Raw genomic sequence first — 12,482 nt, forward strand, 5'->3', positions numbered from 1 at the left:
GATCAGGCGGCGATCAGCGCGAACGCAGGGTCCACTTGCCGTCGCCGACCAGGAACAGCACCACCAGCGCCAGCGACCAGAACGCCGGGTATTCCCAGCCGCCGCCGGCATTGGCGAAACCGAAGCCGTTGGCGCCGTGCACGGTGACGATGGTGCCCAGCAGCAGCGGCACGCCGGCCAGGCCCACCCAGCGCGCGTAGACGCCCAGCAGCAGCGCGACGGCGATCACCAGCTCGACGCCGATGGTGAGATAGCCGAGCACGCCGGGCAGCCCCAGCGACTCGAAGAACGCCGCCGTGCCCGCCGGCGTGAACAGCAGCAGCTTGGTCAGCGCGTGGACCAGGAACAGCACACCCAGGGCCAGGCGCAGCAGGGCGGCCCCGTACGGGGCCAGCGGCGAGACAGGAGCGGTCGTGGTGTGCATGGCAAAGCACCTTGAAGGGAGTGGAGACAGGTTATTGCGCCTTCAAGGGCCGATAAATACGATCGCTTGACCGTATTTGTTTCAGAAGGCGCAACAATGGACACCCTCGAGGCGATGCGCGTGTTCGTGGCGGTGGTCGAGCGCAACGGCTTCAGTGCCGCGGCCCAGGCCCTGGACATGTCGACCGCCGGCGTCACCCGCCAGGTCGCGGCACTGGAAAAGCGCCTGTCCACCCGCCTGCTCCACCGCACTACGCGGCGGGTCAGCCCCACCAGCACCGGCGCCGCCTATTACGCCAAGTGCGTGCGCCTGCTGGCCGAGTTCGACGCACTGGAAGCCAGCATCGGCGCGCAGGCGCTGGAACCCTCGGGCACGCTGCGCATCAACGCACCGGTCAGCTGGGGCATCGCCCGCCTTGGCCCGTTGCTGGCCAGCTACCGCGAGCGCTTCCCGCAGGTGGAACTGGACCTGGCCCTGTCCGACCGCCTGGTGGACATGGTCGAGGAAGGCTACGACGTGGCCATCCGCATCACCCGCGAGCCGAGCCCGGCGCTGATCGCGCGCCGGCTGGGCGAATCGCGGGTGAGCCTGTGCGCGGCGCCGTCCTACCTGGCTGCACGCGGCACCCCGCAGAGCCCGCAGGACCTGCAGGATCACGCGTGCCTGAGCTACAGCTACTGGGCCGCTGGCGACCAGTGGCCGCTGCAGGGACCCGGCGGTGAAGTGAGGGTGGCGGTGAACAGCCTGCTGCACGCGAACAACGGCGACGTGCTGCGCGAAGCGGCGATCGCCGGCATGGGTGTGATCCTGCAGCCGGATTTCCTGCTGGAAGACGCGCTGGCCGATGGCCGCCTGGTGCGCGTGCTACCGGAATGGGAGGCCTCGCCGATCGGCATCTTCGCGGTGTATGCCAGCCGTAGCCACCTGGCGCCGAAGGTGCGCAGCTTCATCGACCACCTGGTGGAAACCGGGGTGTAGCCGAATCGGGCGCCTGCCGGCCAGCGGCCGGCACTACCGTCATGCTTCGGTCGGGTGCTTGCCGGCCAGCGGCCGGTACTACCGTCATGCTTCGGTCGGGTGCCTGCCGGCCAGCGGCCGGCACTACCGTCATGCTTCGGCCGGGTAGTGCCGGCCGCTGGCCGGCAAATACGACGCCCCGATCAGGCAGGGACTTCATCCAGCGCGTCGATGATGCGCTCCAGCGGCGCCGGCCGCCCCAGCAGGTAGCCCTGCACCTGGTCGCAGCCATGCGCAGCCAACCAGTCCAGCTGCCCCGGCGTTTCAACGCCCTCGGCGATGATGGTCAGGCCCATGCTGTGGCCGAGCGACAGCAATGCGCGGCAGATCGAAGCGTTGCGCGGATTGGTTTCCACGTCGGCGACGAAACTGCGATCGATCTTCAGGATGTCCAGCGGCAGGTGCTGCAGGTAGGACATGCTGGAATAGCCGGTGCCGAAATCGTCCAGCGACACGCTGATGCCCTGCTCGTGCAGGCGTTGCATGGTCTGCATCGCCTGCGCCGGCTTGCGCATCAGGCTGCTCTCGGTCAGCTCCACGTGCAGTGCGCCGCGGGCCAGTCCGAACTCCTGCTGGACGCGGGTGAATTCGGCCACCAGGTCGCTGTTGAAGAACTGCACTGCCGACACGTTGACTGCGATCGGCAGCTCGCCCCAACCGGCCTCGACCAACCGCCGCTGTGCCTTCGCCGCGGCGCGGATCACCCAGCGGCCCAGTGCCAGGATCAACCCGGTGTCCTCGCACAGCTGGATGAACTCGTTGGGCGGGATGAAGCTGCCATCGGCCTGCGGCCAGCGCAGCAGGGCCTCCAGCGCGGCCGGGCTGCCATCGCTGGCGTGCCGGATCGGCTGGAAGTACAGCTGGAACTCGTTGTCGATGGCGGCGTGGATGCGCCCGGCCAGGCGCAGGCGGTCGGCCAGCCGCGTGGTCACTGCCGCATCGAACCAGACCACCACGTTGCCCTCGGCACGCGCCGCGTGCGCGGCCTGCGCGGCCATGCCGATCACCTGCTCGGCGCTGTGGCCGTCACCGGCAGTGTGCACGGCCACACCGATGCGCGGTTCGAACTGGTGCAGTGAATCCTTGCCACGCATCGGCGCTGACACGATCTGCAGCAGGTCATCCAGCACGCGCTGGGTATCGTGCTCGGCCCCAATGGCCAAGACGAAATCTTCGGCCGGCTGGAACGCCAGCGTGCCATAGCGCGCGCCCAGGCCCCCGAGCCGGGTCGCCATCGACTGCAGCACCGCATCGCCGATCTCACGGCCCAGCGTATCGGCCACAAGCTGCAGGCCACGCAACTGCACGAAGGCGATGGTGTAGCCCTGCTGCTGCTCGTCCAGCTGTTCAGTCAGGGCGCGCACGTTGAGCAGGCCAGTGGCCGGGTTGTGCCGTGCCCGATAGGCCAGGTCACGCTCGTAGGCCAGCCGTTCGCTGACATCCTCGGCCAGCACGAGGCACGCGGGTTGTCCGTCGAAATCGAGCTTGGACAGGTGTGCGCGCACCTCGAACACACTACCGTCCTTGCGCCGGTGCAGGCGCACGGTCGCGTCGGGTGGATCGCCCACCTGTGCCCGCTGGATGGCACCACGCACTTCGTCCCAGCCTTCGCGCGGGCGGATGTCGAGGATGCTCATCGACAGAAACTCGTCGCGGCTGTAGCCGTACTGGCGCACCGCAGCGTCGTTGACCTCGATGAAGCGCAGCGTATCCGGGTCGAACACCCAGAACGGTGCAGGATTGCGGTCGAACAGCAGCCGGAAGCGGCGTTCGACCTCGCTCACCTGCTCGCGCGCCTGGTAACGCTCGCTCAGGTCGGTCAGCGCGCCGATCATGCGCCGCTCGCTGTCGGCCACTTCCACCCGCTGCCCACGTGCGCCCACCCAGCGCACCTCGCCCCCCGGCAGTACCAGGCGGAACACCTGGTCGAGCACGGCGCTGCCGGCGAATGCCTGGTCAAAGGCATGCTGCAGGCGCGCGGCATCGTCGCGGTGCACGCGTGCGAAGAAATCGGCAACCGGCAGCGCATCGGTCTGCACGCCAAAAATCTCGCGCGCCAGCGGCGACCAGCGCAGCAGTGCGGCGTCCTCATCCACGTACCAGGTACAGACACGACCGACCTGGTGCGCAAGACGCAGCTCGGCGTGGCCTGTTTTCAGCTCCTCGGCCATCGCCTGCTGGCTGCGGGTGCTGCGCCGCACGGCGTACAACAGCACCAGCAACACCGCGATGTAAGCCAGTACGATCGCCACCGACGCCTGCAGGTACGGCCACCACGGCGCCAGTACGTCTTCGTCGGCCAGGCCGACCTGCACCGCCAGCGGGCTGTGTTCCAGCGTGCTGATGGTGATGATGCGCGGTACGCCGTCGACCGCACCCGGCACGCTGCCCAGCTCGACCACCGCCTGCGTGCCGAGCAGGTCACGGCGCGGCAGGTCGTAGCGGCGGCCCACCGTGCCGTGCGGATCAGGCACGCGGGCCAGCATGTAACCCTCGGCATCGCTGATCGAGACCAGTCCGTTGGGGCCGACATCGAGGCCGCCGACGATGCGTTGCAGTTCGCCACAGCGCAGCCGCGCCAGCAGCCAGCGCCCGTCGGCCATCGCCAGCGCCAGCGGGACCACCCAGCCGTCATCGCTGGCACGCTGCGGCGGGCCGATGTACAGCGCGCTGCTCAGGCCACGGCGCTGCGGATCGGTCCACAGCGGCAGCTGCAGGTCGCCCGTGCCGGCCGTCAGCGGTCGGCCATGGCTGTCGAGCACGACGATGCTGTGCAGCTCGGCATGCCGGCGCAGCACGCCGCCGATGGAGGCATCCATCAAGGCCGGCGCCTGTACCGGCACACTGCGGAACACCTCGGCGGCGTCGGCGGCGATGCCGGACATGGCGCGTTCCAGGTTGCGCAGCTCGAGCGCCAGCAGGCGCTCGCTGCCCACCGCCAGCGCGCGGCTCTGGCGCTGTGCCGCTTCCAGGCGGCGGTGGTAGTCATTGACCAGCATGAGGGTCAGGCCGGTCACCAGCAGAACGCCCAGCAGCACACCGCCCCAGGTGATGGCGCGCAGTGGCCGGGCCAACGCGCGTTTCAGCGCGGGCATCGGCGGGTGTTCCTTGTGCAGTCGGCTGGCTTCATGCGCGAACGAATCCTCCACGTCCCCGACCTCAACGGCCGGTGGACGCCATTCTTGACGCCTGATCCGCCCCCGCATGGCCACCTCCCCGTGTCCGCGCAGGGCTCCAGGGTCCAGCATGCACCACCCCGGTGACGGCGTGAAGATCGCGTCTGCGCGTTCAGCCAGATCCTGCACAGGACGGGCGGCGCAAGGACGCGGCCAGTGGCGCCGGAGCGGATTAGACTTGGGGTTTTCCGCTGCAAGAGAAGTCCATGTCCAAGCTGCGCCGTCCCACCCTGGCGCTGGCCATCGTTGCCAGCCTGTCCCTGGCCGCCTGTGACCGGCCGGCCGAACCGGCCGCCGGTGCCACTGCGCCGGCCGATGCCGCCCCCGCTGCGGCCAAGCCGATGCTGGGCAGTTTCGGCTTCGATGCCAGCGGCATGGACCGCAGCATCGCCGCTGGCGACGACTTCTTCGGCTTCGCCAATGGCACCTGGGTGAAGAACACCGAGATTCCGGCCGATCGCTCGCGCTTCGGCAGCTTCAACGTCATTGCCGAGAAGACCCTGGCCGACACCCGCGCCATCCTGGAAGGTGCCGCCGGCAACACACAGGCCAGCGGTGACGACAAGCTGATCGGCGATTACTACGCCGCTTACATGGACGAGGCCGGCATCGAGCAGCGCGGCGTTGCACCCGTGGAGCCGCAGCTGAAGGCGATCGATGAGATCGCCGACAAGGCCGGCCTGGCGCGTGCCCTCGGCGGCGACCTGCGCGCCGACGTCGACCTGCTCAATGCCACCAACTTCTACACCGACCGCCTGTTCGGCCTGTGGGTGTCGGTGGACCTGCTGCAGCCCGACCGCAATGCGCCCTACCTGGTGCAGGGCGGCCTGGGCATGCCCGACCGCGATTTCTACCTGGGCGGCGGCCGCATGGCCGAACTGCGCAAGCAGTACCAGGCCTACATCGCACAGATGCTGCAGCTGGCCGGCGTCGCCGATCCGGCCGGCAAGGCACAACGCATTCTCGCGCTGGAGACCAAGATCGCGCAGGCGCATGCCACCCAGGAAGAAACCAATGATGTGACCAAGGGTGCCAATCCGTGGACCCAGGCCGACTTCAATGCCAAGGCGCCCGGCATGGACTGGAACGCCTTCCTCGACGCGGCCGCGCTGGGCAAGCAGCAGGACTTCATCGTCTGGCAGCCCAAGGCCGTGGCCGGCCTGTCCAGGCTGGTCGCCACCGAGCCACTGGAGGTGTGGAAGGACTACCTGGCCTTCCACGCGCTGGACCGTGCCGCCGCCTACCTGCCGAAGAAATTCGCCGATGCCCGCTTCGCCTTCCACGGCACCGCGCTGAGCGGCACGCCGCAGCAGAGCGACCGCTGGAAGCGCGCGGTGGACGACGCCAACCACGCAGTGGGCGAAGCGATCGGCAAGCGCTACGTCGAAAAGCACTTCGACGCGAAGACCAAGGAACGCGCGGACGAGATGGCCAGGAACATCATTGCCGCCTTCGCCAAGCGCATCGACGCGCTGGCGTGGATGTCGCCGCAGACCAAGGCGAGCGCCAAGGCGAAGGTGGCCGGCCTGACCGTGGGCATGGGCTATCCGGAAAAGTGGCGCGACTACACCGGCCTTGAGATCCGCCGTGATGACCCGCTGGGCAATGCGCAGCGCGCCGAGCTGTTCGAGTACCAGCGCAACATCGCCAAGCTGGGCAAGCCGGTCGACCACAGCGAGTGGGCGATGCTGCCGCAGACCATCAACGCGATGAACGTACCGCTGGAGAACCGCCTGGTGTTCCCGGCCGCGATCCTGCAGCCGCCGTTCTTCGACGGCGCCGCCGACGACGCGGTGAACTACGGTGCGATCGGCGCGGTGATCGGCCACGAGATCAGCCACGGCTTCGACAACGCCGGTGCGCTGTTTGATGAAACCGGCAAGCTGCACAACTGGTGGACCGCCGAGGACCTGAAGCAGTTCAACGCCGCCGGTGACGCGCTGGCCGCGCAGTTCAGCAGCTACGAGCCGTTCCCGGGCGTGCATGTGAACGGCAAGCTGACCCTGGGCGAGAACATCGCCGACGTGGCCGGCCTGGGCACCGCCTACGATGCCTACCAGCTGTCGCTGCAGGGCAAGCCGGGACAGACTCTGGAAGGTTTCACCCCGGACCAGCGCTTCTTCCTTGGCTTCGCCCAGGCCTGGCGCAGCAAGAGCCGCGAGCAGGCGCTGCGCAACTCGCTGCTGACCGATGTGCATGCACCGGGCCAGTTCCGCGCACTGACCGTGCGCAACATCGACGCCTGGTACCCGGCGTTCGAGGTGAAGGAAGGCCAGAAGCTGTACCTGGCCCCGGACAAGCGGGTCAAGGTGTGGTGATGTAACCGGAACGGGCGCCGCAAGGCGCCCGTTTCATTTCAGGTGGCGGCCAACCTTGGTCGGCACAGGGTGGGAATCCACGCATGGCGTGGCTCTACCTGCGGGTGGTGGCAACCATCAGCAGGGCACTCCCAGCCAACACCGCTGCAGCCCACAGATTCGCATGCAGGCCCACGCCATCCAGCAGGCGGCCACCACTCCAGGCGCCCATTGCGATGCCGATGTTGAATACCGCCACATACAGCGCGGTGGCGATCTCCACGGCCTGCGGCACCGCCTTCATCATCCAGCTCATCAGGCCCACCGATACACCGCCATAGGCCAGACCCCACAGCAGCAGCACCGCAATACCTGCGGAGGGCGTATTTCCCACCCACAGGAACAGCAGAGGCGTCAGCAGCAGGCCCGAGGCTATCGCCAGCAGCATGCCCCGTGGATGGCGCGCAGCCAGAGGCCCGGCGATGAAGTTGCCGGCGATGCCAGCCAGGCCGTACCCAAACAGCAGTGCACCTATCCACGACGCATCCACGCCCGATACGGACGTCAGCAGCGGCCGCACGTACGTGAAGGCGATGAAGTGCCCGGACACCAGCAGCCCGGTCAGCCACAGGCCACGCCGCAGGTTGCGCTGGCCAAGCTGCTGCACGAACTGCCGCGGCCGCACCGATGTGCTGACCGGCAACGCGGGAACCACCCGCAGATGCAGCAGCATCACCGCCGCACTGAACAACGTCATCGCCACGAACGCACTGCGCCAGCCCCAGGCATCCCCGATCAGCACGCCCAACGGAACACCCAGCACCGAAGCTGCGGCCACGCCTCCGAAGATGATCGAAGTGGCCAGGCCAATGCGCTGCGCAGGTACCAGGCGCGCTGCCAGCCCACCGGCGATGGCCCAGATGCCACCCATGCAGAACCCCACCAGTACGCGCGCGGCCAGCAGCGAGCCGATGCCCGGTGCCAGTGCCGACGCAAGGTTGGCGACCAGCAGCAGGCCCAGCAGCGCGTACAGGATGCGGCGACGATCGATGCCACCGGCTGCAATCACCACCAGCGGTGCGAACACCGCCGCCAGCACGGCCGGCAGCGAGATCATCAGGCCGGCCGTACCGGTGGACGCGCCGAGATCTTCAGCGACCGGGGTCAGCAGGCCGACCGGCAGCATTTCAGTGGTGACCACCGAAAACGTGGCAAGGCCCACGGCGGACACCGCCCACCACGGATGGCGGGCCACGGGCGCGGGATGCGCAGGCGATGACGCGCTCACGGGATGATTCCTTCGGGGGATCTGGACGCGGAAGACGGGCGCAGCGCACGCTGCGCGAACACGGCGAACAGCAGCACGCCGCCGCCTGCCGCCAGCGCCACCACAAAACCGCTGCGCACGCCCCCCGCATCGACGCTCTGCCCGGACAGCGCTGCGCCCAGCGCCACGCCGATGTTCAATCCGGCCAGCAGCCAGGTCATGCCCTCGGTCAGGCGCGATTGGGGCACGTGTTGTTCGACCAGCGACATCGCCACGATCATCGTCGGTGCGAAGAACACCCCGGCCAGCAGCACCGCAAGGGCCAGCACCGGCAGGCTGCCGACCCACAGCAGCGGCACCGTGGCCAGTGCGGTGGCCGCTGCTCCGGCCAGCAACAGGCGCGGCAGCGGCATCGGCAGCTTCAGGGCACCAAACAGCAGGCCCGCCGCGCAGCTGCCCAGCGCGTAGGCCGACAGCACCCAGCTGGCAGCTAGTGGCTGTCCGCGCTGTTCGGCGAAGGCGACGCTGGTGATGTCGACCGTGCCGACGATCATCCCCATCGCCAGCATCAACAGCGCAAGCAGGCGGATTTCTGGCCGCCGCAGCAGTGATCGCACGGGGGTGACGCTCTCGCGGGGCTGCAGCGGCGGTTCGGTGCCGCGCTGCAGGACCAGTGCGATCACCCCGAGCACCAGCAGCAGAGCCGCCGCCAGAACGCCCGCCTGTGGCCATACGGCCACCGACAGTCCCACCGACAACGGTGGTCCGGCAATGAAGGTCACCTCGTCGAACACCGTCTCCAGCGAGTTCGCGGTCTGCAGCAGCGGACGGCCGCGATGGATCGCGGTCCAGCGCGCACGCACCATCGCCGACACGCTGGGCATGCAGCCGCACAGCATCGCCGCAATGAACAGCATCCAGTCCGGCGCAGCCAGCAGCGTGCATGCGGGCAGCAGCAACAGACCGGCCGCGCTGGCCGCAGTGGCCCACGGCAGCACCTTGTTTTGCCCACGCCGGTCGACCCAGCGCGACACCTGTGGCGACAGCAGCGCGTAGGTCAGTACGAAGGTGGCCGACACCGCACCGGCCAGCGCATAGCTGCCACGCAGCTGGGACAGCAGGGTGATGATGCCGATCCCGGTCATCGGCAGCGGCAGGCGCGCCACCAGCCCGGCCAAGGCAAGGCCGGCAGTGCCGGGGGCAGTGAACAGGTCGCGGTAGGGGGTAGCCATCAGTTCTCCAAGGCAGCGACTTGCCTGGCGCACAGCGCGCCACGACAATACATACACAGCGTATGAATAAGAGGCTACATTCATACGCGTCGTATGTAAATAATCATGCACTCCGTATGTAAGGAGCTCCGAATGGTTCGTCGCACCCGCGCCGAGATGGAAGAAACCCGCGCCACCCTCCTGGACACCGCCCGCCGGGTGTTCAGCGAGCATGGCTATGCCGCCACCTCGATGGACGACTTGACCGCCCAGGCCGGGCTGACCCGCGGCGCGCTGTACCACCACTTCGGCGACAAGAAGGGGCTGCTGGCGGCTGTCGTCGCCCAGCTCGATGCCGAGACCGACCAGCGCCTGCAGGCGATCAGTGATGCCGCCGACGATGCCTGGGAGGGCTTCGTGCAGCGTTGCCGCGCCTATCTTGAGATGGCGCTGGAGCCGGAGATCCAGCGCATCGTGCTGCGCGATGCGCGCGCGGTGCTCGGTGGCGCCTCACCGGACTCGCAGCGCCACTGCGTGCACTCGATGCAGCACCTGATCGAACATCTGGTTGCCCAGGGCGCGGTGGCGCCGGTGAATGCGCAGGCGCTGGCGTCGCTGATCTATGGCAGCCTGGCCGAGGCCGCGTTCTGGATCGCCGAGGGCGAGGATGGCGACGTGCGCCTGCGGCAGGCGACGGCGGCGCTGGAGATGCTGTTGCGCGGGTTGAAGTCGGCGGGGTAAGGCCCATCCACGCATGGCGTGGATACTGCGGAATCCGCGCTGGTAGATGCCAACCTTGGTTGGCGCTCCTGCGGCACCACGCGCAACGCGTGCCAACCAAGGTTGGCACCTACCGGGGAACGGTGGGCCACTCGCGCAGGATCTCCACCGGCGCGCCCATGCGCGCACAGGCGCGACTGGCCAGGCCATCGGGCAGCGCACGGCGGAACAGCGGCGCCATGCCCTGCATCAGCTTCGCAGACCCCGCCGCCTGGGCGCGCTGACGGCCACTGCGTTCAAGCATGCCTTCGGCCCAGTCCGGCAGCAGCGCCGCGCCCGCACCGAGGAACACCTCGCGCGACAGCCCCGGCACCGGTACCGGCAGGCGCACGCCGGACAGCACCTCCAGCACCTCGCGCGAGCGCTCATCCACACGCAGCTCCGGCTGACGTGCACAGAAGTACGCCGCCACTTCCGCTTCGCTGCGCGGCACATCCACCGCGCCCAGTGCCTCGGCCACGCAACGGTACTCGTCGTAATAGCGATCGGCGATGTTCGCCGGCACCTCGCGCCCGTAGCGTCGGAAACCCTGCAGGAAACCGAAGGCTTCGGTCACGTGTACCCAGGTCAGCAGCTGCGGATCGTCCGCGGCGTAGGGCTCGCCCTGCGCGGTCTGGCCGCGGATCTGCGCATGGATGCGGCGCACCTTGGCCACCAGCGCCTCCACCTCGCCGCTGGGCGCGTAGCTGGTGCCGGCAACAAAGGCCGTGGTACGACGCAGGCGTCCCACCAGGTCCTGGCGGAAATTGGAGTGGTCATAGACCCCGGCCAGCGCGCGTGGGTGCAGGGTCTGCAGCATCAGCGCGCACAGGCCACCGGCGAGCATCGAGGGGAACTCGGCGTGCAGGCGCCAGGTCACGCTGTCGGGTCCAAACCAACCCGGGTCACCCAGCGGCTGGTCGTAATCGATGCCGCTCTGGCCACGGGGGAAGGCCTCCAGCACCCAGCGCCGGATCGGCGCCGTGACGGGGCGGGAGAGTCGCTGCAGCAAAGCCGGCATCACAGGTCCAGGAGAGGCGGAAGAACAGTCGCGTCTTGCGCGGTTGGCTCCGATTCTCGGCGATCACGCCTCCGGCGGCGAGCCTCCCCGCTCAGCGACGGTTTCATGTGCGGCCGCAGCACGTTTCACCCTGCGACATCCTGTCGCAGGCTGCGACTACGCTGCTGCAGCGCATCAATTTTCACTCCCACCGGTCAAACCCTTGCGCCGCTTGGCATTGCCCCCGTTGCACGGCCCGCTGGAAGTGCTAGAACTGGACCTGCCACACCGTCCAATGCTGATCGACGCACGTTCCACAAGGAGCCAGCCATGATTGCCTTGTTCAAGGGTTTGGGAATTCTGCTTCGCGACAACGAGCTCTACAGCAGCCCGTTCGACAAACAGGTGGCGCACTGGCGCAACCTGAGCGAGCAGCAGATCCGCGATGAAGTGGCGGTGCTGGCCCAGGCCAAGTGCCAGTGGCTGATCGCGTCGATCGTTGGCTGGCAGGCGGCCTCGCTGCTGATCCTCGGCCTGATTGCCAACTACCTGTGGCGCGACGATTTCCATATCACCTTCACCCGCGTGGTGATCGTCTTCGGCTCGTGGGTCTCGATCCTGTTCGTGATCTGGTTCATGGCCAACATGTTCGATCAGCAGGCCGGCTTCGAGCGCTGGATGAAGGCCTTCAACAGCCGCGCCCGCATCAGTTCCAAGGCCGACAGCGTCGAGCACGTGGCCGAGGCGCTGGACCTGGCCGAGCACTACCCGGAAGTGCTGGACTACAAGCAGGCGGTCACCGCCAGGCGCGAACTGCGCCACGAGGACATCCGCATCATGACCGAGATCGGCCGGATGAAGCAGCACTCCGAACTGGTCGGCCGCCTCAACCATGTGGGCGAGACCGAGCACCATCACGACCTGACACTGCAACCTGCCTACTGAGCCTTCAGGGAAGCGGGGGGACCCACACTGCCACCGTGATCACTCACGGTGGCAGTGTTCTATCGGGTCCTGGCTGACGCACTGGCGGAAGCCGTTGGGTAGCCCACGCATGGCCTCGGTCTTGCCTGCTGCAACTGCGAACCGGCGCAGCGGCGGTGTGGCACACGCCGCATCGGGGCTGCAGCCCGGATCGAGCACCAGGTAGTGGCAGGCGCCACTGCTGCTGGCGATGCACTGGAAACGCGCCTCGCCATCGACGACGGTAGCCTTGCTGTACAGCGTGTCCACGCCGTTGGCGTGGGTGCGCGTGATCGAGGTGTTGCGGGACCTTTCGCAGCCGGCCAACGCCAGCACGACGATGCACGCAATCAACAGTCGGGGCATGT

General features: G+C 68.1%; 10 protein-coding genes. 4 read left to right on the plus strand and 6 right to left on the minus strand.

What is annotated here, in order from left to right; genetic code table 11:
• Positions 1 to 13: 13 nt before the first annotated feature.
• Positions 14 to 424, minus strand: a complete 411-nt coding sequence (locus KXV01_RS16635; RefSeq protein ID WP_049412721.1) for a DoxX family protein — start codon at positions 422 to 424, stop codon at positions 14 to 16.
• A gap of 96 nt (positions 425 to 520) precedes the next feature.
• On the opposite strand from KXV01_RS16635, the gene KXV01_RS16640 reads away from it, so the two are divergent.
• Positions 521 to 1,402 (plus strand): LysR family transcriptional regulator, encoded by an 882-nt coding sequence (locus tag KXV01_RS16640; RefSeq protein ID WP_111097032.1) that lies wholly within the window; start codon positions 521 to 523, stop codon positions 1,400 to 1,402.
• A 182-nt stretch (positions 1,403 to 1,584) separates the two neighbouring features.
• Here KXV01_RS16640 and KXV01_RS16645 read toward each other — a convergent pair whose 3' ends face one another.
• Positions 1,585 to 4,647 (minus strand): EAL domain-containing protein, encoded by a 3,063-nt coding sequence (locus KXV01_RS16645; protein WP_049411420.1) that lies wholly within the window; start codon positions 4,645 to 4,647, stop codon positions 1,585 to 1,587.
• Positions 4,648 to 4,823: 176 nt separating this feature from the next.
• On the opposite strand from KXV01_RS16645, the gene KXV01_RS16650 reads away from it, so the two are divergent.
• Positions 4,824 to 6,935: a M13 family metallopeptidase gene (locus tag KXV01_RS16650; protein WP_111097031.1), complete on the plus strand. Its 2,112-nt coding sequence runs from the start codon at positions 4,824 to 4,826 to the stop codon at positions 6,933 to 6,935.
• A gap of 94 nt (positions 6,936 to 7,029) precedes the next feature.
• On the opposite strand, the gene KXV01_RS16655 is transcribed toward KXV01_RS16650, so the two are convergent.
• Entirely contained in the window at positions 7,030 to 8,202 is a 1,173-nt protein-coding gene (locus KXV01_RS16655; protein WP_111097030.1) for an MFS transporter, read from the minus strand.
• The gene (locus KXV01_RS16660) at positions 8,199 to 9,413 is read right to left on the minus strand and encodes an MFS transporter (RefSeq protein ID WP_263467948.1); all 1,215 of its coding nucleotides are present in this window, start codon (positions 9,411 to 9,413) and stop codon (positions 8,199 to 8,201) included. Before KXV01_RS16660 ends, KXV01_RS16655 begins: the two co-directional genes overlap by 4 nt.
• Positions 9,414 to 9,545: 132 nt before the next feature.
• Between KXV01_RS16660 and KXV01_RS16665 the strand changes: the two genes are divergently transcribed.
• On the plus strand, positions 9,546 to 10,133 hold the full coding sequence (locus KXV01_RS16665) for a TetR family transcriptional regulator (protein WP_049411431.1): 588 nt from the start codon (positions 9,546 to 9,548) through the stop codon (positions 10,131 to 10,133).
• Positions 10,134 to 10,242: 109 nt separating this feature from the next.
• Here the strand turns inward: KXV01_RS16665 and KXV01_RS16670 are convergent, their stop codons facing one another.
• Positions 10,243 to 11,172: an oxygenase MpaB family protein gene (locus KXV01_RS16670; RefSeq protein ID WP_099495386.1), complete on the minus strand. Its 930-nt coding sequence runs from the start codon at positions 11,170 to 11,172 to the stop codon at positions 10,243 to 10,245.
• A gap of 309 nt (positions 11,173 to 11,481) precedes the next feature.
• Between KXV01_RS16670 and KXV01_RS16675 the strand changes: the two genes are divergently transcribed.
• Positions 11,482 to 12,096 carry a hypothetical protein gene (locus KXV01_RS16675; protein WP_049411437.1) on the plus strand — a complete coding sequence of 205 codons (615 nt, stop codon included), beginning with the start codon at positions 11,482 to 11,484 and terminating at the stop codon, positions 12,094 to 12,096.
• Between the two features lie 39 nt (positions 12,097 to 12,135).
• Here KXV01_RS16675 and KXV01_RS16680 read toward each other — a convergent pair whose 3' ends face one another.
• A complete protein-coding gene (locus KXV01_RS16680) occupies positions 12,136 to 12,480 on the minus strand; it encodes a hypothetical protein (RefSeq protein WP_099495385.1) in 345 nt (114 codons plus the stop codon).
• Between the last annotated feature and the right edge of the window lie 2 nt (positions 12,481 to 12,482).

It is taken from the genome of Stenotrophomonas sp. Ps181, from assembly GCF_025697425.1.
In the GTDB taxonomy this organism is placed as follows: Bacteria; Pseudomonadota; Gammaproteobacteria; order Xanthomonadales; family Xanthomonadaceae; genus Stenotrophomonas; species Stenotrophomonas sepilia.